Source organism: Saprospira grandis (assembly GCF_027594745.1).
Taxonomy (GTDB): domain Bacteria; phylum Bacteroidota; class Bacteroidia; order Chitinophagales; family Saprospiraceae; genus Saprospira; species Saprospira grandis.
Genome location: NZ_CP110854.1, coordinates 2,741,492 through 2,760,626, shown reverse-complemented (window position 1 = coordinate 2,760,626; position 19,135 = coordinate 2,741,492). Strand labels below are relative to the sequence as shown.

Genomic DNA, 19,135 nt, shown 5'->3' with positions numbered 1-19,135 from the left:
TAGCTTAGTTGTTTAGGGCTCGGATAGCGAGCAAGAGGGTCAAGGTAGAAGAAGTAATGGCTACCCCATTTTGGATGATACGGTTCCATTCGATGGGCTGTCGTTTCTTCTTGGGAATATTTTGTTTATCGGTTTTAGTTTTGGTATCTACATACACCATAGCGCCCTTAGTCACTTTGGGGTAGCATTTAAAGAAGAAATAGTTGCGTGTTTTCTTCACGGCACCAGAGGGGTAGCGAACATAGACCAGGCGTTTGCGGCCACCATTAGCTCGGTCAATTCCCCCAGCATATTCTTTGAGGTAATAATTGGCACGTTTGCCTTTATGAAAAGGCACATTGATGCGGTCGGGCTTAATTTTTCGGCTAATGGCTTCTTCGGCCTGAATTTCTTCTCTTTCGATCTTATTCTCAGTTTTTAGCAACTTCAATTTCAGTTCGATTTCAGCAATTTCCGATTTATTTTTCACCTCGGGGTGGTTAATCCGGCCTGCGATGGCCACTAAATCTTTAACCACCGGAATAGAGAGTTGGTCGCCGGGGCGCAAAATATAGTTAAAGCGAGAATCTGGGTTCTTCACCACATCTTTAAGGTCGAGGACTACAAAGCCTTCGCCTTGGCGAATCAGGCGAGCCCCTTCTAGAAAAGCCAGAGGGGTAGTCCCTCCTGCTCTAGCCAAGAGGTCGGCAATCCGTTCGCCATTATCTTGCAAGGTATAGGCACCAGGATAAGCAATTTCCCCTTGGATGCTTACATTTTTGGGGAGCTTATAATTTTTGGCTAGGCGGACAAAAATTTGGTCTCGGGGTTCTAGGGTCAGGTCTTCGGCCCCAACCACCTCTAGGTCTTCATTGATATCATAGCTCATCAGCTCTACCTTAGAGCTTCCGTCAGCTTGAGGGACCAATCTAGAGATTTCTAGAATAGAGTTGGCCGCTTCTTTTTCGATGCCATTGGCCAGATAGAGCAGATCGGCTAAAGTAAGGCTATCACTATGGGCGTAGGCTCCTGATTTGCGCACGGCGCCATAAATTTGCACCTGATACTCATCTACAAATTCCGATTTGAATTTCACCTCAATTTTATCGAGGGCCCGCAAAGCGATATTGGCCTCTTCTTGGCCAGCCAAAATGCTATCAATGCTCACATCGATGTATTCAATAGAGAAATCGGGACGAAGGCGGCGCACATAAATTTTTTCTTTAACTGCAGAGAGCATAATGCCCGACTTCTGCAAAACTTCTAGGATCCGGGTCTCGGCCCCCAATTCGTATTCTCCTAGCAGCTTTACGGCCCCTTCTACGGTCACATAATTAGAGTAGGCCTCAGAAATGGGCGAAAGCTCAATAATATCCCCATTCATCAAAGGGAAGTTCTCTTCATTGGCTATAATTTGGGCCAGATTCACATCAATAATTCGCTCTTCATCATTGGCGTAGCGCTTAATCTGAATATTGCGTAAATAGGCATCTGCCTTTACTCCTCCTGCAAAGGCCAAGGCCTCTAGGAGTTGTTCGCCCTCTAGTAATTCGTAGTAAAAAGGGCGCTTAACAGATCCTCGGACCTCCACTACTTTTTCGGCTAGGGGCACAAAAATATAGTCGTTATTGTCTAAGAAAAATTCCTCAGAAACATTGGGGTTGCTGGCAAACTTATAGACATCTAGCTGTCTGGTCGGATGATCGCTACTAATCACTTTGATCCGACGGACGCTACTAATCTGCGAGGGGCCGCCAGAAGCTACTAGGGCATTAAAGGCCGTGTTGGTGGCCGGAATAGTATAGCTTCCTGGGCTAAATACCTCTCCTGTAATATTGACCGTAATACTTCTAGAGTAATTCAGTTGCACATCATAATTAGAGCCTTTCATATTCATATGCCGAGAAAGCCGCTGATAAATAGCATCTCGAACATCTTTAAATTGCATGCCCTTGATGTACAATCTGGGCACTAACAAATCGGGAATAGAAAGGTCAATATAGCCATTGTCATTTACGCTCACGCTTTTACTAAAATCTACGGCTCCCCAAACGGTCACTTTAATTTCGTCGCCAGAGGCCACCCGATAGCTTTCTATCGCTCTTTGATTTTTAGAACGGTCAAAGAGCTTGATACTTTGGTCTCTAAAAAACTGCTGTCCCCAAATTTTGGGTTCGGGCAATTCTTCTTGGCGTTTGCGGGCCAAAATATCTTTTTCTTCTTCTTTTTTGCGCTGCTCTTTCCGCTCTTCTTCAATTTGCTCCTTTACTTTTTGCTCCTCGGCATTCATTTCACTAGCCTTAGGATCTACTTTGGGCGCTTCTATGGTTCCGCCATTTCCATTTCCACCGGGATCTACTTGGCCCGGATCAATAACAGGAGGCACAATAGGAGGAATTTGGGCCTGCAGATTTAGGGCAAACAGGCTACAACAAATCAGGATAAACAAGCTAATCTGCTCTCGCATACTGGTCAAAAGGTTTGATTTTACTTAGAATTGCTAAGGTACAAGTTTTCTATTAAGTGACTATTATTTTTTTGGGGCCTCCTGCCTACGGCAGGCGCTACGTTTCGCAGCTCGCTATTCGCTCGGCCCTTCGCCGCTTGCAGCGGCTTGGTCTGGCCCTGCGGGCCACTGCTGCACATCGCTAGGCCGGCCCGCCCTTGGCTTTTTTCTTTGGCTCTAACGAAAAAAAGCCCGCTATAGCGGGCTTTTAGAGGCTCTTTTTTTTCATTTTTTGTTTGTAGGCCAACTCCTTAATCAGGCTGGGCCGACAATTAAACTCTAGGCGCTGGCTAATCGGCCGAGTTTTCTTCTCTTTCCTAAGGGCCCGAAGGATCCAAGAAGAAAGTAGATATATAGGCTTTTTTGTCCGCTGTTTGTCCATAACTTTAGTCTTAGTTATTTAACTAAGTTACTGATTTTCTGTTATAAAGCGCTCAGTTTTGGACAAAAAGCAAAAAAAAAGAGACCAACAAAATTGTTGGTCTCTTTGTGGAGAATATCGGAGTCGAACCGATGACCTCTTGCATGCCATGCAAGCGCTCTAGCCAGCTGAGCTAATCCCCCATTCAACTTAACATTGCATTCCTTTGAGTGCGTTGCAAATATAAGACGGCTTTTTTGTTTTGCCAAACTTTTTTTAGCTAAAAAATGAGCTTTTTTCACTAGAGGCCTCTTTTCAATTGATTGTCAAAAATTTAGCTGCCCATTTTTTTTTAGCGAAGCCTTTCCGTTTGCGGCGGGCAGGCCCAGCGCTGCGGAGCGGGTGGCCGAAGGCCAGACCGAGTTTTTTGAGCGCAGCGAAAAAAAAACGAAGGGCCGAGCAGACCTGCGAGCCCCGCAGCATAGCGGCGGCCGAGCTAGGCGAAGCCTAGCCGGCCGCGGGCCCCAAATTTTTCTAATTATTATGCGCTTCTTCTTCCGTTAGATCTACTTCAGGCAAGTGCTTGTACATAAAATTCAGGGCATTTTTATACATAATCCGATCGACCACTTCCTCGGCAGAAAAATTATACATAAAAGTTTGAATTTCTTCGGCGGTATAGAGGCCTTCGATATCGTGGGGGGTTTCAAAAAATGCGATCAGGTCGCGATAAAGCTGCTCCATATCATCGGAGCTATCATAGACCTCTAGGGGGCGGGCGTACATATCGAAAGAGGAAGAAATGCTGAGCATTTCCCAGGCATCGATAGATTGGGCCACATAAATAAAGCGGCAAATATTGGCCACAATGGCCTCTACAGCTACGGCTCTTCGGTTGGCGGAGCCGGGCACGGTAGAATTATATCGGGTTTGGAAGGCCTTGCCCATCAGGCGGTCTCTATCTAGCGAAATGCCCACCAGGCCCTTTGATTTGACGATTGCCTTAATATCTTGGCGGCACAAATTGGCTTGGCGATTATTGAAAAAAGACTGTTGATTTTTGACCGGTTCATCGCTTCCGCTATAGGCATTATCTTTATAAGAAAGGCCGCTGATGCCCACATTGAGGGCTAGGGCGGGGATCGTATCTTTTCGGAAGCGTTCTTCTTTGAGGTAGCCATAAAACCAGAGGCGGCCGTCTAGGCTCATATCGGCTACATCGACTAAGATACGGCGGCCCACCTTTTTATCGAGTAGGCGGCGGCAGACCCATTGGCCCAGTTCGGTAAAGCCTTTACCGAGGCTATTTTGTTCGCCAAAAACCTCTTCTTGGGCGCTATTAAACCTGGAGACCTTGCCCACGATACCATCTTCAAAATAATTGCCGAAGCTAATGGAGAAAATCGGAACACTGAGGTACTCTCCTGTTTTTTGGCGGATGGGCAAAATGCCTTTGAGTTGGTTGACACTATTGAGGACCAGCTGGCCAAACTCTTGTCGGCCCAAGACTTCCAGATTCGTTTCTCCGCTTTCTTCATCGGGCCGCAGGGCAAAGAGGTCGCTAAACACATGGCCGCCACGCAGGCTGTAGGTCAGGCCAATTTCGTTGGGATGGCTCATCACGCTATCGAGATCGGCCTTGGTTCTGATCATGCGGCACTTATAATTGCCCCAGGGCGTAGCGTAAGGCAAAGGGGAGTCGAAAGAGCTTTCGCCGTAGAGTTCGCTACGGGCGTAGGCAATATCTCGGCTCAGGTCCTCGATATAGAGAAAATGGCTTTGTTGAAAATCTTTTTCGGCCAAGGTACAGCCCGTCAGACATTCGAAGAGCTCCTTACTGATTCCGGGGCGAAAATACTCGGAGGCCATCAGTTGTCTTTCGATGGGTTGGATCACCTGATTAGAGATTTTGACGCCTCCTTTGACCAAATTGAGCAAACTAGCTTGAGACTGTTTGGGCACGCCTAAAAAGGCATTATCTAACTCAAAGGGCAATTCGATTTCGCAATTATGTTCGATGGGTTTCCAGGGATTTTTTCGGTATCCGCTTTTGGAGGATTCGGCAGCTTTTTTCATAGAGGCCACCGTCATATCAATGGTATAATAGCGTTTAGGGGCTTGTTCTTTATCCTCTTTTGTTTGGGCGCTCAGGTTATTGGCACAGAGGCAGGCCCAAAGCAATAAAAAAATAGATTGGGGATAATTCATATGTTCATTTTTTGCAGCCGTTCAGTAATTTGCTGAAGATAATAGCGCCGCAGTGGTTCTAAATAAAGCTGCCCCCAGGGGCTAAAAAACAAGAGTTCTTCTAGAAAATGATATTGCAGTTTCAGCCAGGCTGTATCGCTATATTGCCTTTGGTTTTCTAGTTGCCATTCTGTTCGGAGCAATTCTCCGCGGCTCCAGAAATGGCTACTCAAGCTATAGGAAATATCGGCATCTTTTAGGTAGGCGCCTAAATTTGTCTTTGGTTTTTGGCCCAATTGGGTTGCTTCAATGGCTAGACAAATTTCTTGAATTTGTTTTTGCTTAAAGCCCCATTTGGGCAGCTGTTTTTGCCCCCAAGCTATGGCTATAGCCTCATGTCCTTGGGCCGATTGTTCGTAGCCTAAATCGTGGATATAGGCGGCTGGAACCAGGATTTCGGGAGTGATATGCAGGGCGGCCACAGCGGCTACAACGCCTTTGGTGTGGGCCAAATTATGGTAGCAAAGGCTACTTCTTTGTTGTTGCAGCTGCTGTTGGCAGGCTGTAATTAGGGGGTGCAATTGCATTAGCGGAGCGATAATTTTTGGAAGCCCACCTTAAGGCCTCTATTATAGAGTTGTAAGCTATACTCTCCCTTTTCAAAGGTCCATTTACTGCCTACTGCGGGGCTCCAACTCAGGCAGAGCTCCTCTTTATCGGGATAATACTCAAAGCTTTTTACGATAGTGTAAGGCAGTTTATTCCCGTCTGCATCGGAGAAATAGCCGCCGCCCATCTTTTCTTCGACAATAATATGGCCATTGGGATCTATAATTTGCATATAAAACTTATTGGGGCCAGGCTGCACCACCTCATTTTTTACCATCTTAAAGCAGGCCTGAAAAAACTCGGCTCGTTTTCGGCGGTTGGTGGCCTTAGTTTCTCCTCCCCTAGTCAGTTTGGCCGCAATAAACTCTAAATTAGAGATCCGGAGGATAGCCCCTTTATCGAGTTGTTTATTGAGCTCTTCGGTGGTTGCTTTTAGGTTGGCAGCTTTTTGGGCCAAGGAGTCTTTTAGATCTTGTTCTTGCTCATAGAGTTTTCGGTATTCGCTGCGTTCCTCTACTAGTTGGGCATTTTGCCGACGCAATTCGGCCAAATCTAGGGTTTGTTCATCTACAAAAGCTCTCAGCTTTTTGAGTTCTTCTTGTAGGGCCTCTACTTGGCTAGCCAATTTGCGCGCATTATCTTTTTGCTGATCAGCTTGGGCCAAAAGGTTTTTAATCTTTAGGTACTGCTTATCTAGCTCGGCCTCTTTATCTAGAAGGGCGGGATAGAGACTATCGGCCTTTTCTCGATAAAAAGCCAACTCGCTTTGCAAGGCGGTATATAAACTATCTGTTTCCTTGGCGATTTCGCCTACATTCATCTTTGGCTCCTCCGATGAACAGCTCAGCAATAGGCCTAGGCCACATCCTAATAAAATACGCTTGACTCCTAACATTTTAAATAAATTGATCTCGTTTAATTTTTTGATTTGCAAATTTACAAAATTTGGAAGAAGTCGAAACGCTGCCCATGCATCATTACTTTATTTCCTCGAATATAATCTTTTAGGGGGCGGCCCCAGGGCAACCAAGCCGCAGAAGGCTGCGGTTTATAGCCTTTGGCTAGGCCCCAGCCTAGGCTATAGACATAAATCTCTTGGCCGGCCAGCCGATAATGCCGAACAGAGAAGGGTTTCCAGGCCTGAAAAAAGTTGAGGCGTTCTTCTGCCGCCAGTTTGCCCATTTCCCGATAATTGAGTCGAGTGAGGTTTTCAAACTTGCTCAAAACGGGGCCCGGAAAATGAGCTTTGACGCCCTTCTGGCCCGGCAAGGCCGCCCAAAGGGCCAAACTATCGGCCTCTAGTTGCATTTGGCCACAACTGCGGTCATAATCGCAAATGGCCTCTTCCAATAGCTGGGCGGGCTGAAAAAAAGGCAGCTCCTCGGCCAAATTTTGGGCCTTTTCAAAATGAGGGGCCAGATACGCTTGATAATCTTCATCGGCCAAATCTACCCAGGCAATATGCTTATACTGCTCTAATTGATCCACCTTCTGCCCTTTTTTCAATTTGAGCTGCCCCTTCCAGCGAGTCTGCCCCAAATTTTTGCTTCGCCCCATGGGCTGAAAATTGGGCAAACTGCCCGCTCCCCCACTCACATAGCGCTCTAGTTCTAGCTCCAACCAAATGAGCTCTCCCGAACTGCTGCCCAATAAAAATAGACTATACTGATAGGCATAACTACAAGCAGCTAGCTCTTTGCCTGCAAAGAAAACAAACAGCAATAGGATCCATAATTTCTTCATCTGCTACCAAAAATTTGAGCCCTGCCGAGGCTTCCAGCCCTTGGGCCGAGCTCTATATTCTATAATAATTTTACTATCTATCCCCTCCGACTTATTTCGGTCTCGCTGATAAATTAGGCGGCCAGAACGATTATATTTTAAGATAGACACCGAAATCCGCTTTTTCTTCTTAGACGATAACACCTTTTTTACCCGCTTCAGCTCCCCATTTCGCCAATAGCTATAGCGGCTGGTTAATCGAGGGGTTTCTGGCTTTTCTTCTCCATCTGGAAAATAACGGGTGGTGGTATAATCTAAGCGGCCCTTTTTATCATAAAAAAAGTATTCTTCTTCTACAATCAAGCGATCGCGGTTACGACTAGCCGTTTTCAGCAAAAAAGAGTCTGGAGAAAACAAAAAGTCTACCTGCTTTTGCAAGCCATCGGCCTTGCTATAAAAAATAGCCTTATCCAGGCTACCATCGGCCTTATAAAAAAGTGTGTCCCATTTTTCATCCCAATCATAGCGCCTAAACACCTTAGATAATTGTTTGCGGGCATTATAAGAAAACAGCAGACTATCGGTACTACAGTTATCTCCCCAATACCAAACTTCCATTTTCCTGCGGCCATCAGGATGAAAGAGAAAAACGGCACTATCCACCACCTCCCCTTTTTGCTGAAAGATGTTAATTTCTTTGGTCGAGTCGGGATAAAAGGCCACAATTTTCGACTCTAAACTAGCGTCTGGCTTAAAAAACAAATTGAGGGAGCGGCGGCCTTGTTCATTATACTCTTCTCTCGAAAATAAATACTTCTCCTTAAACTTTGAGTCCTTAGATTTATTGATGACATAGGTCTCTTTCAGGCGAATATTTGTTACCTCTTGCGGGGCCAATTTTAGGCCCAAATAAGCATAGGCATCTACTTGTGCCTGCAGGGGACCTACAACTAAAAGCGCAAAAAGTAATACAATTTGATTCATAGTTTTTTTCTTTTGGGGCCTCAGCAGCAAAGCTGCTGCGGTTACTCCCTTCGGTCGTCGAACTGCGGCCTAAAGGCCTTGTTGTCGCTTTGGGGCTCGCAGGTCTGCTCGGCCCTTCAGGCTTCACTTCGTTTCGCCTTCGGTCTGGCCCTATGGGCCACCCCTCCGCATCGGTTACTCCCTTTGGTCGTCGAACTGCGGCCTAAAGGCCTTGTTGTGGCCTGCGGCCCTCCGGGCCTGCAAGACGCAAAACAAGCTGGCCCTAAACATAAAAAACCCCTAAACGCAAAATAGTCGTTTAGGGGTTTTCGGCTAACTGAAAAGCTATTTTACAATATCTGCGCTAATATAGTACAGCAGAAGGTCACCTTCTACATTTCCATAAAGCTCTACAGCAGATTCGTAGCCTTTTTTAATATCGGCCTTAGAAGAGTCAAACTTAATTTTGACATAGCCTTTTTGGCCCGGGGCAATGGCTTTGCGGCTCCATGAAGTAGGCTCCGTACAGCTACATCCGCCTTGCACAAACTCAATCTTCAAGTCTTCGGTCCCGGTATTGACAAATTCAATAGTCGCTTCCTTAACTTCTCCATATTTGAGTTCTCCCAGCTTCAGTTCTGGCTCAATAAACTTTACTGTTGTCTTCGGCCGCTTATTCTCTTGAATAGGAGCTGCCGATTCAGTTAGTTTTTTTTTTCTGTTTCTACAGCGCCAACATTACCTTCAATAATCTTGAACTCTACACGACGGTTGAGCTGACGACCTTCAGGGTTATCGCTACCATCTTCGTTTTCGTTGGGTGCAACAGGCTCCGCTTCACCAAAACCTTTAGCAATCAAGCGCTCAGCAGCAATGCCTTTTTCTACTAGGTAGTCAATAGCTGCTTTAGAACGACGCTTAGAAAGACGGTCGTTATAGCTATCAGAACCAATAGCATCGGTAAAACCACGTACTTCTACTACCATTTCGGGGTAGTCAGTCATTACTTCAGCAATGCGGTCCAAGGTATCGGCTGCACCAGTACGGATATTTGACTTATTAAAGTCGAACAATACATTTACAAACAAGGGAGGAGGAGCCAAATACAATTTGTGCATCTCTTTAGCCTCAGTGGCTTTTACGGTCTTAAAGTCGCCGATATAGCCTTCTAGACGAGCTTTGATTTTGTACTCTTTGTTGTTGTCCAAGATAAAGCTAAACTGATTGCCATCAGTCATTGTCTTTTCGTCTACCAACTTATCGCCATCATAAACCATTACGGTTACGCCATTCAAAGGAGCTTTGCTGTTGCGGTCAAAAGTTTGCACCATCAAGCCAGCTTCTTTCAAGGTGGTGGTTTCTTCCCATTCCATGGGGCCAGAAACGCTACCAAAGCGATTTTCTAGAGCGGGGCGGCGAGTGTCGGCAGAAGTGCTAGAGCCAGTTTCCCAACCTTCTTTACTAGCCACTACTTCATACTCTTTACCTTGTTCTAGAGGAAATACAAATTTGTTATTCTCTGTATTGGTTTGTTCGGCAACTACTTCACCAGTTTCTTTGTCTACAATTTTCACTGTAGCACCTACTACTTCTTCTCCTGTTTTATCATCAGTTACCTTAACGATTAGATCAACATCACAACGTTCGGGCATCAAGATAGAGAAGATATCATCGGTAGAAGTTTGGCTTTGTACGGCTCCGCTACTTCCCTCACGGTTAGAGATCAGGTAGCCAAAGCAATCATCGCGGCCTTCGCGAGTCACGATAAAGCCAAATTCATCTACGCTAGTATTAAAGCCAGGTCCCATATTTTCTACGGCAGACCAAGCTCCAGCTTCATTGCGCTCTGTTTGGAAAAGGTCGATACCGCCCATACCGGGGTGGCCATTAGACGCAAAATAGAGACGATTATCGCGCTCATCGAAGAAGGGGTGGCTTTCGTCACCTACCGTATTTACGGCTTCTAGGTTGAGGGGAGTGCGAGTAGTTCCGTCGGCATTGATTTCTGCATACCAGATATCGAAGCCCCCTTTACCGCCGGGCATATTAGAAGCGAAGAAAAGTACTTCTTGGCCATCTAGCATACCGACTGCGGGGTTTTTGCAGCTATATTCTCCATCATTAAAATCAAGAGCAGTAGGCTCAGTAACATTAGTACCGTCATAGCCTGCGCCATAAATCTTACTATTTTCGAGTAGGTTACCCACCAACTGCGCTTTAGAGAAGAAAAAGCGGCTCATATCCTGATTAAAGGTAGGGTTAACCACATGAAAGCCTTCAGCGGCTAGTGTAGAAGCGCTAAAGGGCTCTACTTTCTCCCATTTTTCGCCATCTTCTGCTTTTTCGGCTACAAAGATGCGGGCAAACTTGGCCTCTTCTTCAGCATCTTCCAAAACGATAATGCTATCGCCACGGAGGGCAGAGAAGACCAATTTATTACGGCCAATAGGGTAAGCGTAGTTCTCCATAAGTGGAGAGTTAACGGTTTTATCTAGGGGCTTAATAATGAGTTCTTCTTTGGGAGAAGTCATTGTTTGGGCCCATTTGGCTCCTGCGATTTCCACATCGGCCAAAGTTTTCATGCGGTCGGCATCTTCGCCATTGTATTTGCTTTTGAAGCTTTCAAAGGCGGGGATACAATCGCTGTACTTGCCGGCTAGCTTTAGGCTTTGGGCATAATACCAGCCAGCCATAGGCATAAAGTTTTCCTTATCGAGTTCGATGAGCTGCTGAAATTCTTTTTCGGCAGAAGAATAATCGCGAAGAAGGAAATAAGTATAAGCTACATCATAGTTGGCCTTTACATCATTGGGTTTGCGTTCGCGGACCTGTTTGAAGTAATCCAAGGCGTTCCAAGTATCGTAGCGTTCGAGGTTACTAGAGGCAATTTCTTCTAGTTTTTCTGTGGGTTGGTTGTTGCCCACAGGTTGTCCCCAGACGAATGGCATGGCTAGTAAAACTAGCAAGGCCGATAGGAAATAGTTTTTCATTGCTATTTTTCTAAATTTTAAGGGAGATGCTTTTTAAAATATGCGGGCTGTTTGTTTGGGGGGCCGGAGCGCTTCCTTGGGCGGAGGCTTTGGTGGAGCGGCCTAGCGATGCGGAGCGGGTGGCCCGCAGGGCCAGACCGAGGCGCTTTAGCGCCGAAGGGCCGAGCGAATAGCGAGCCCCGTAGCGTAGCGCCGCAGCTTTGCTGCGGAGGCCCCAAAACAGCAGAACAGCATTAGAAACGAGGGTTAAAGAGAATTTCTTTGACCACAGGAGTTCTGTAAATTTTGGCAATATAAGTAAGGCCCAATTCGAAGCCTTGGCCACGAAGATTGCTACCCGTGTAGTTGCTATTAGACAAGCCAGAGAGGTTAAAGTCATAGGCTACGCCAAAAGAAAGGCCGCGGTATTCTAGACCGAGGCGAGCAAAGGCAGCATCAGAAAGGCGGTAACCAGCACCTGCCAATAGATTAAAGTCCTTAGTGTCATTGAAGTGGATAGCGGCAAGGGCCTGCAAGTTGGCCTCAAAGGCCTTATCCATGTACTGAACAAAAGCCATAGGGCGAACAGACAACTTGCGCGTTAGGCTAATATTAGAGCGAACACTACCGATAATATTAGAAGGCAACTTATAGACATCGTTGGTGATCGTCAATTCGGGCGAATTGAGGTGGTTATACGCTACTCCCGCCTCGATATTCCAGCCAGCAGCCACATGAGAGAGCATCAAACCGGCCGAGAAATCCATTCCGCTAGCGGTTCCGCTGGCAAAAGTTTCGGGCGTCCCCCCAGTAATATCATTCTCAAAAGTATAGTCGCTAGCATCGCCAACCGACTGTTGCAGGATACCTCCTTTAAAGCCAAAAGAGAGGCGAGTATTGCCTCTAGCGCCAAGTCCAGCATGAAAAGCTAGGGCCAATTCTGCTTTTAGGGTCGACAAATAAGAAACTTGGTCGTTATAGAAGTTGATTCCCGCACCAAACCAATGTTTGGGAGCACCAAATTTGTCTTTGCCCTTAATGCCAATAATCGGGGCATCAATAAAAGCAGAGGGCGTTTTGTAGCCCGAAAAAGAAGTGGGGTAGGCATTGCCTGTAGCGCCCTGGGGAAGCAGACTGTTGGTGCCCAAACCTTGCCATTGGCTACGGTAGATACCTCCCACCCGGAAGGTCCCCTCGTAGAAGCCCGTATAGGCAGGGTTGAGGTTCACTGGCGACATGTCGAACATACTAAAGTGAACGTCCTGCGCCTGCAGTTGCCCCCAGCTTGCGAGGATGCAAAAAAGGAGTATAGGTTTTAAAATTTTCATCTGACTGATAATTTTGTACAATGTTAATGCTTCAGAGTTTTCGCTTTCTTTTGGCCCAGTCAAGGCTACTGGAGCCGGAATAATTATTTAGCGTTAAATATAGTTATTTTTTAACTAAACTAAGTACTCCTAAAGGGCTTAACTCTTTGGCTTAAATGCTTTAAAATAATCTGCCCCAAAAGAAGGGGGCCCCAAAATTATAGGTTTATGCGCGTAAAATTAGCATTTTTTCTCTTTCTCTTTTCTTTTTTCCTCCTAAGCTGCCAAAGTTCTACGAAAAAACGGGACTTATCAAAAGTTAAGCTTTTGCCCCTGCCCGCTTTGGCCCTCGATCAAGATAGTAGCATCCAAATGCGTGGCTTCAATTACCAAAATGGCCGCCTCAGCATGATTGTCCAAAACCTTTTGTTGGGCCAAGCCGTTGATAGCCTGCGCAAAAGAGGCCAAAAGTATATTCCTCTGGGGCTACACCTGCATTTAGTGCTCAACGATAGCCTGCATGCCGCCCAAAATGACCGCAATTTCCAAATTGATATTCCCGATGGCCCCCAGCTTTTCAAGGCCTTCCTCTCGGCCCCCAACGGCCAAGTCATCCGCGCCCCACAGGCCTTCGTTTGCCGAGATATAGAAACCCTCAAGCAATCGATCCGAAAAAGCATCCCCAACCGCCAAGCCCAAATTGCCTACGCCAGCCCGCTCGGCCAATTTAGCCCCCAAGAAAGCCAAAATGTAATTGTCGATTTTTATCGCTATAATTGCGAAATTGGCCCCAAAAATTATCAGGTCCTGCTCGAGCTCGACCAAAAACGAAGCTGGTGGATCCAAAACTGGCAGGCCCATAGCCTCCAAAACCTCCCCCCAGGCCCACACCAAATTCAACTCAGCCTCTACAATGCCCAAAAAGAAAAAGTGTATGGCCCTATCGCTGAAGACATTCTAATTCTAGAAGAAGAATAATTTGGGGCTGCCCACTCGCTTCGCTCGGGTCGGGCCATTGCGCAGCTCGCTGCTCGCTCGGCCCTGCAGCGCTTTCAGCGCTTTGCTCTGCCGCCTGCGGCGGCCCTGCTACAGCCCCTCAGCCTGCGGCGGCTCCGCCGCCTGTCCCCTCCAAAAAAAATATAGACCAGAAAAAGCCCCAAAAGCCCATTTTATGGGGCCAAAAAAAGGAGTTCCAAAGAACAAATTTTTTATTCCCTTTTTTTCTTAGCAAATTTGCCCTCCGCAAATCAGACAAGCACCACCAATTAAGACCTCATCTAATTGATATACAATTATTTGAAAGACTCGCCTGCTATGAATTTTAATAAGACTGACCAAAAGAAAAATCTCAAGAGCTTCAAGCAAACCCAAGGCAACAACGCCTTTGGGAAAGTGCAACCCCAAGCCCCCGCCCTCGAAGAGGCCGTCTTGGGCGCACTCATGCTCGATAAAGATGCCCTGGCCATCGTCATCGATATCCTTTCTCCCGAAAGCTTCTATGTCGAACGCCACCAACATATTTATAAGGCCATCTGCAAACTCTTTGAAGATAGTAACCCCGTCGATTTGCTGACCGTTACCGAAGAGCTCCGCAAAATGGGCAAACTAGAGGCCGTAGGCGGCCCCTACCAATTGGTAGAACTGACCAACCGCGTAGCCTCTTCCGCCAACGTAGAATACCACGCCCGCATCATTTCCCAAAAGTTCATCCAAAGAGAACTCATTCGGGTGTCTACAGAAACCATCAATGAGGCCTATGAAGATACCGCCGATGTTTTTGACCTTCTCGATAAGGCCGAACAAGGCCTCTTTGGCATTACCGAACAAAACCTCAGCCGAGGCTCTATGGGGATGAGTACCCTGGTCAATATGGCCATCAAACAATTTGAAGAGCTATCGGAAAAGGAAGATGGACTCACTGGTGTCCCTTCTGGCTTTACCGCCCTCGACCGAGTAACCTCTGGCTGGCAACCCAGTGATTTGGTCATCGTTGCCGCCCGTCCCGGTATGGGTAAAACCAGTTTCACCCTAGCCGTGGCCAAAAATGCAGCCGCACAGTTTAGCTCGGGGGTCGCCTTTTTCTCTTTAGAGATGTCTAGCGTGCAGCTGGTCAACCGGATCATCTCTATGCAGACCCAAATCTCTTCAGAAAAACTCCGCAAGGGCCAACTCGAAGATTATGAGTGGCAACAACTCTATGCGCAGGTGGACCAATTGGGCAAAATGCCCATCTTTATTGATGATACCCCAGGGATTAGCATCTTTGAACTGCGCGCCAAATGCCGCCGCCTCAAAATGCAACACGATATCCAACTCGTTATTATCGATTACCTCCAACTGATGACCGCAGGCGGTGGCGATAAAAACGGAAACCGAGAACAAGAGATTTCAACCATCTCTCGTGGACTCAAGGCCCTGGCCAAAGAACTCAATGTGCCCGTGATCGCCCTCTCGCAGCTGAGCCGTGCCGTAGAAACCCGTGGCGGCTCCAAACGCCCCATGCTTTCCGACCTTCGGGAATCTGGTGCCATCGAGCAAGATGCCGATATCGTGACCTTTATTTATCGCCCAGAATATTATGATATTCTAGAAGATGAAGAAGGCAACTCGCTTCAAAATATTGGCGAAATTATCATCGCCAAACACCGTAATGGTTCGCTAGAAACCGTTCGCCTGCGCTGGGATGGCCAATATGCTCTCTTCTCTAATTTGGAGGACCAAGACTTTAATGGCCTACAACAGGCCGGCGGCAATTTCCAACTCCCCTCCAACCTAGGCGGCGAACCCAGCCCCCTTTCCTCTAAAATGAATAATGACAATGGCAGCATAGATGATATTCCCTTCTAAAAAAGGGGAACTTCTTGCCCCTTTTTTTCCTTTTGAGGGTCTGCAGCAGCCTAAAAGACTGTTTTTTAATATCTAGGCTGTAAAAATTATTATTTTATTGAAAATTGCCTATTTTTGCAGGCGTTTCCAAAAAAAGCGGAGACATGAAACATCTTAGAGCCTACGCAATCAACTTTCTGAGTTTGGCCGATGGTCAACATCAATTTGATTATGAGCTCAATGAAAAGTTCTTAAGTGCCTTTGAGGATGCCCCTCTAGATCAGGCCCAAGTCGTAGTTAAACTGCAAATGCTCAAAAAGCAGCAGTTTATGCAGCTTGACTTTCAGCTTTCTGGCCATGTTCCGGCCCAATGCGACCTTTGTGGACAAGATTTTGACTTGCCCATTGCGCTAGATGAGCAAATGATTGTTAAGTTTGTGCATGAATTGCCTGAGTTCCCTGAGCCCGAGCTGATTTATCTGCAACATGGCGCTAGTCAGCTAGATTTGGCCAATACGCTCTATGAGTTGTTGGTGCTCGCTATCCCAATTCGAAAGGTCCACCCCGATGAGGGTTGCCCTGCCGAAATTTTGGATTTGCTGGACCAATACAGCCAACTTCCTGAAGAAGAAGAGGAGGATGATGAAACTCCAAATTCTTCTGTCTGGGATGCTCTCAAAGATTTAGACTTAGAATAACCCTTCACATTTATTATTGAAAAAATAGTACTTTATAAAATTCTGTAGAAATGGCACATCCTAAGAGTAGAATATCAAAACAGCGTAAGCGTAAGCGTCGTACCCACTATAAAATCGAGGCTCCTAACGTAATCGACTGCCAAAACTGTGGCGCTCCTAAATTGCCTCACCACGTTTGTGGCGAGTGTGGCTTTTACCGTGGCCGCCTTATGGTAGCTCCTAAGGTTAAAGAAGTAGCTGCTCCCGTAGTAGACTTTGGCAATGAAGGCCTAGACGATTAAGTCTATCCCCCTTTTTGCTTTATATCTCAGGCTCTAGTTGCTCGGCAGCTAGAGCCTAAGCTATGTTGTTTTAGACCAAAATAAAAAGCGCAGTTATCTAAATTGATAACTGCGCTTTTTTAACTTCAACTCCTGCCCTACTCTTTGGGCAAGCGAACCGTATAGCTTTTTCGCTTGGCATTGGTCAATTTGCTACTGAGAATCCAAGGGTTGTGCAATTTGAGGGTCCGATAACTTACGCCCTGCTCCTTACAAAAAGAAGCCCAGTTGGTTGGTCCATTAACGGTCACTAAACGATAATCGGGAAAAGCGGGATAAAGATCATCCTGCTCATAGAAAAACCCATAGCTTTCTGGATTAGACAAAATACATTTGGTGGCAAAAATACGAGGCAAATAACGCATCGTTTCCGCAGGCAATTCCAACTCATAATAGGCCGTTCCGCCCTGCGCTCGCTGCCGCTGCTGTACTCTACCCTCTCCACAATTGTAGGCTGCCGCCGCCAAGGTCCAACTGCCAAATTTATTTTTTAGTCGCTTGAGCAACTTACAGGCGGCCTCGGTCACCAAATAGAAATTTAGACGCTCATCCACCTCCTTACTGACCTCCAAACCATACATACGAGCCGTAGCAGGCATAAACTGCCAAATCCCCTTGGCCCCAGCAGGCGAGGTCGCATTTAGCAAATTACTTTCGGTAACGGCCAAATACTTGAAATCTTCAGGTACCCCATTTTTTTTGAGCACCTCCTCCATCATCGGAAAATAACGGTTGGCCAATTTCATACTATGAATAGTGGCCGAATGTCGAAAACAAATCGACAATTGCTCTCGGTCAAAACGCTCCCGCATATCCATATCCTGAATAGGCACAGCCTCGCCAGCAAAACTCAATGAATCGGGAATTTTGGGCATTTGCACCTGCTGCACATGCTCTAAACGAGGGGCCTGAGGGGCCGCCTCGGGCTGGTCCTTGGGGTCCGTATAAGAGGTCAGGACCAAAAAGGCCAAAAAGGCAGTCGTGCCCAAGCTGTAAACCAATAAGGAGGATAGCGTTTTCATCTTATTTCTTCTTTTTTTGCTTATAAATCGGAACGGTCGAACAGGCTTCTCCAAACATAATGCTTTTGGCCACTGGCTGCAAAATCCGCGTGATTTCCATATAGGCCGCCACCGGCACCGGCTTATCACTACAGCCTTTAATCACCACGGGCTTGCCCTCAAAATCGGCCAAATCTAATTGGCCCAAAACAGCCTGATAATGCCCCGCCAAAAACTCTTCTTGGCTCCCAAAACGAACAGCCAAAGCATAGGGCGCCGCCAAACTGACCACCAACTGATAGGCCCAAGTCGGCACAATCGCATCCGCAGAACAATAAACCCGCAAGTTTTTGCCCGCATATTGGCTCCAATCCATCTCTTTGAGCGCCTGTCGAAAATCTTTCTCCCTCAAAATTAAGCCTTTAAAGAGATAATCTTTGATATCAAAGACCAAAATTTCGGCCTGCGGATAATAATCTTCCAAATTAAAGTTGATAAGGCTACTTTTGGCCACTCTATTGACTAGGGGTTGGTTTTTCATGTTCTTTTCTTCTTTTTTATATTTTTTTGGGGCTGCCCCGCCCTGCGGGCGGGTCGGGCTGTGTCAGGGCTCGCAAGTCTGCTCGGCCCTGCGCTTTTTTCGCTTTGCTCAAAAAGCTGGGTCTGGCCTTCGGCCACCCTTTTCCATCCCTCAGCCGGGGCGGCTTCGCCGCCTAACTGGCCCAATTTATAAATGTCGCTCCCAATGGTTTTGTTCTTGGATTTCTTCCATAATTGACAAATAGCTTTGGTAGCGCAGCTCATGTACTTCGCCTGTTTCTAGGCCTGCTTTTACGGCACAATCTGGCTCATTGATATGCAAGCAGTTATTGTATTTACAATTTTTAGAGGCCTCAAAAATTTCGGGAAAATTATGGGCCACATCTTGGGGCTCCAAATTGAGGAAGCCCAGCTCCTTGATACCCGGAGTGTCAATAATTTCGCCGCCCTGGGGCAAAGTAAATAGCTCGGCAAAAGTAGTGGTGTGCATCCCCTTTTGGCTATAATCCGATACTTCGCTGGTGCGTAGGCCAAGGCCAGGCGCCAAGGCGTTAATCAAAGAAGACTTGCCCACTCCAGAGTGGCCCGAAAAAAGGCTGCGCTTATCTTTGAGCAACAATTGCAGTTCCTCTAGGCCCTCTCCAGTTTCTGCAGAAACCAAGCGAGTTTGGTAGCCTACTCGGCCATAGAGAATTTTGAGGCCCTCGTACATTTCGAGGTCTCCCTCATCATAGAGGTCGGCCTTATTGAGAATAATATAAGTGGGAATAGAATAGGCTTCGGTAGTCAGCAAAAAGCGATCAATAAAGCCCAGCTTCACATTGGGTTCTCGGAGCGTGACCACCAAAAGGGCTTGGTCCAAATTGCAGGCAATGAGGTGTTGGTGGTGCTTTTGGCGGGTAGAACGGCGGAGCACATAATTTTGGCGGGGCAAAATCTTGTGAATCATGCCTGTTTCTAGGCCTTTCTCCTGTTCAAAGAGGACCTCATCGCCTACGGCGACGGGATTGGTCAGTTTATAGCCTTTGAGTCTAAACTTTCCTTTAATTCGACAATCATAAACTTTATGGTCGGGCGTTTGGACGCGGTACCAAGTGCCGGTAGATTTAATTACAGTTCCTTGCATAAAAGGTATTAGATCTAAATT

General features: G+C 46.7%; 17 protein-coding genes and 1 tRNA gene. 4 read left to right on the top strand and 14 right to left on the bottom strand.

Annotated elements, in window-relative coordinates; genetic code table 11:
- Window positions 1-4 precede the first annotated feature (4 nt).
- The 10 genes from OP864_RS10940 to OP864_RS10895 all read right to left on the bottom strand — a co-directional run bounded on the left by OP864_RS10940 (window position 5) and on the right by OP864_RS10895 (window position 12,624).
- The gene (locus OP864_RS10940; RefSeq protein WP_270098224.1) at window positions 5-2,446 is read right to left on the bottom strand and encodes an SLBB domain-containing protein; all 2,442 of its coding nucleotides are present in this window, start codon (window positions 2,444-2,446) and stop codon (window positions 5-7) included.
- 529 nt (window positions 2,447-2,975) lie between these two features.
- Window positions 2,976-3,049 (bottom strand) — tRNA-Ala (locus OP864_RS10935).
- A gap of 331 nt (window positions 3,050-3,380) precedes the next feature.
- Window positions 3,381-5,054: a hypothetical protein gene (locus OP864_RS10930; protein ID WP_270098223.1), complete on the bottom strand. Its 1,674-nt coding sequence runs from the start codon at window positions 5,052-5,054 to the stop codon at window positions 3,381-3,383.
- Window positions 5,051-5,620: a metal-dependent phosphohydrolase gene (locus OP864_RS10925; RefSeq protein WP_270098222.1), complete on the bottom strand. Its 570-nt coding sequence runs from the start codon at window positions 5,618-5,620 to the stop codon at window positions 5,051-5,053. Before OP864_RS10925 ends, OP864_RS10930 begins: the two co-directional genes overlap by 4 nt.
- Window positions 5,620-6,576 (bottom strand): DUF8428 domain-containing protein, encoded by a 957-nt coding sequence (locus OP864_RS10920; RefSeq protein WP_270098221.1) that lies wholly within the window; start codon window positions 6,574-6,576, stop codon window positions 5,620-5,622. The genes OP864_RS10925 and OP864_RS10920 overlap by 1 nt, the downstream gene beginning before the upstream one ends.
- Before the next feature lie 2 nt (window positions 6,577-6,578).
- Window positions 6,579-7,385 (bottom strand): hypothetical protein, encoded by an 807-nt coding sequence (locus OP864_RS10915; protein ID WP_270098220.1) that lies wholly within the window; start codon window positions 7,383-7,385, stop codon window positions 6,579-6,581.
- 3 nt (window positions 7,386-7,388) lie between these two features.
- Window positions 7,389-8,348: a hypothetical protein gene (locus OP864_RS10910; RefSeq protein WP_270098219.1), complete on the bottom strand. Its 960-nt coding sequence runs from the start codon at window positions 8,346-8,348 to the stop codon at window positions 7,389-7,391.
- 324 nt (window positions 8,349-8,672) lie between these two features.
- A complete protein-coding gene (locus OP864_RS10905) occupies window positions 8,673-8,975 on the bottom strand; it encodes a DUF1573 domain-containing protein (RefSeq protein ID WP_270100803.1) in 303 nt (100 codons plus the stop codon).
- Window positions 8,976-9,031: 56 nt separating this feature from the next.
- Complete coding sequence (locus tag OP864_RS10900; protein WP_270098218.1) at window positions 9,032-11,317, bottom strand: OmpA family protein; 2,286 nt, start codon at window positions 11,315-11,317, stop codon at window positions 9,032-9,034.
- A gap of 233 nt (window positions 11,318-11,550) precedes the next feature.
- The gene (locus tag OP864_RS10895; protein ID WP_270098217.1) at window positions 11,551-12,624 is read right to left on the bottom strand and encodes a PorP/SprF family type IX secretion system membrane protein; all 1,074 of its coding nucleotides are present in this window, start codon (window positions 12,622-12,624) and stop codon (window positions 11,551-11,553) included.
- Between the two features lie 207 nt (window positions 12,625-12,831).
- On the opposite strand from OP864_RS10895, the gene OP864_RS10890 reads away from it, so the two are divergent.
- The 4 genes from OP864_RS10890 to rpmF all read left to right on the top strand — a co-directional run bounded on the left by OP864_RS10890 (window position 12,832) and on the right by rpmF (window position 16,408).
- Window positions 12,832-13,581 (top strand): hypothetical protein, encoded by a 750-nt coding sequence (locus OP864_RS10890; protein ID WP_270098216.1) that lies wholly within the window; start codon window positions 12,832-12,834, stop codon window positions 13,579-13,581.
- 336 nt (window positions 13,582-13,917) lie between these two features.
- Window positions 13,918-15,450: a replicative DNA helicase gene (gene dnaB, locus OP864_RS10885; protein WP_270098215.1), complete on the top strand. Its 1,533-nt coding sequence runs from the start codon at window positions 13,918-13,920 to the stop codon at window positions 15,448-15,450.
- A 143-nt stretch (window positions 15,451-15,593) separates the two neighbouring features.
- Window positions 15,594-16,127 (top strand): YceD family protein, encoded by a 534-nt coding sequence (locus OP864_RS10880; protein WP_270098214.1) that lies wholly within the window; start codon window positions 15,594-15,596, stop codon window positions 16,125-16,127.
- Window positions 16,128-16,177: 50 nt separating this feature from the next.
- Window positions 16,178-16,408, top strand: coding sequence for a 50S ribosomal protein L32 (rpmF, locus tag OP864_RS10875; RefSeq protein WP_270098213.1), 231 nt, complete (start codon window positions 16,178-16,180; stop codon window positions 16,406-16,408).
- Window positions 16,409-16,545: 137 nt separating this feature from the next.
- On the opposite strand, the gene OP864_RS10870 is transcribed toward rpmF, so the two are convergent.
- From OP864_RS10870 to rsgA, 4 genes are read right to left on the bottom strand one after another with little or no spacing between them, the layout of a single operon-like run.
- A complete protein-coding gene (locus OP864_RS10870) occupies window positions 16,546-17,469 on the bottom strand; it encodes a lytic transglycosylase domain-containing protein (RefSeq protein ID WP_270098212.1) in 924 nt (307 codons plus the stop codon).
- Between the two features lies 1 nt (window position 17,470).
- Complete coding sequence (locus tag OP864_RS10865; protein ID WP_270098211.1) at window positions 17,471-17,989, bottom strand: DUF2480 family protein; 519 nt, start codon at window positions 17,987-17,989, stop codon at window positions 17,471-17,473.
- Window positions 17,986-18,174, bottom strand: coding sequence for a hypothetical protein (locus tag OP864_RS17000; protein WP_432423423.1), 189 nt, complete (start codon window positions 18,172-18,174; stop codon window positions 17,986-17,988). Before OP864_RS17000 ends, OP864_RS10865 begins: the two co-directional genes overlap by 4 nt.
- Before the next feature lies 1 nt (window position 18,175).
- Entirely contained in the window at window positions 18,176-19,114 is a 939-nt protein-coding gene (gene rsgA, locus OP864_RS10860) for a ribosome small subunit-dependent GTPase A (RefSeq protein ID WP_270098210.1), read from the bottom strand.
- Window positions 19,115-19,135 lie beyond the last annotated feature (21 nt).

What these genes read in the sequence shown, in the direction of transcription:
- OP864_RS10895 (WP_270098217.1), bottom strand. Translation starts at nt 12,624, where the DNA reads ATGAAAATTTTAAAACCTATACTCCTTTTTTGCATCCTCGCAAGCTGG.
- OP864_RS10915 (WP_270098220.1), bottom strand. Translation starts at nt 7,385, where the DNA reads ATGAAGAAATTATGGATCCTATTGCTGTTTGTTTTCTTTGCAGGCAAA.
- dnaB (WP_270098215.1), top strand. Translation starts at nt 13,918, where the DNA reads ATGAATTTTAATAAGACTGACCAAAAGAAAAATCTCAAGAGCTTCAAG.
- OP864_RS10890 (WP_270098216.1), top strand. Translation starts at nt 12,832, where the DNA reads ATGCGCGTAAAATTAGCATTTTTTCTCTTTCTCTTTTCTTTTTTCCTC.
- OP864_RS10930 (WP_270098223.1), bottom strand. Translation starts at nt 5,054, where the DNA reads ATGAATTATCCCCAATCTATTTTTTTATTGCTTTGGGCCTGCCTCTGT.
- OP864_RS10870 (WP_270098212.1), bottom strand. Translation starts at nt 17,469, where the DNA reads ATGAAAACGCTATCCTCCTTATTGGTTTACAGCTTGGGCACGACTGCC.
- OP864_RS10910 (WP_270098219.1), bottom strand. Translation starts at nt 8,348, where the DNA reads ATGAATCAAATTGTATTACTTTTTGCGCTTTTAGTTGTAGGTCCCCTG.
- rpmF (WP_270098213.1), top strand. Translation starts at nt 16,178, where the DNA reads ATGGCACATCCTAAGAGTAGAATATCAAAACAGCGTAAGCGTAAGCGT.
- OP864_RS10925 (WP_270098222.1), bottom strand. Translation starts at nt 5,620, where the DNA reads ATGCAATTGCACCCCCTAATTACAGCCTGCCAACAGCAGCTGCAACAA.
- OP864_RS10880 (WP_270098214.1), top strand. Translation starts at nt 15,594, where the DNA reads ATGAAACATCTTAGAGCCTACGCAATCAACTTTCTGAGTTTGGCCGAT.
- OP864_RS10900 (WP_270098218.1), bottom strand. Translation starts at nt 11,317, where the DNA reads ATGAAAAACTATTTCCTATCGGCCTTGCTAGTTTTACTAGCCATGCCA.
- OP864_RS10940 (WP_270098224.1), bottom strand. Translation starts at nt 2,446, where the DNA reads ATGCGAGAGCAGATTAGCTTGTTTATCCTGATTTGTTGTAGCCTGTTT.
- OP864_RS10865 (WP_270098211.1), bottom strand. Translation starts at nt 17,989, where the DNA reads ATGAAAAACCAACCCCTAGTCAATAGAGTGGCCAAAAGTAGCCTTATC.
- rsgA (WP_270098210.1), bottom strand. Translation starts at nt 19,114, where the DNA reads ATGCAAGGAACTGTAATTAAATCTACCGGCACTTGGTACCGCGTCCAA.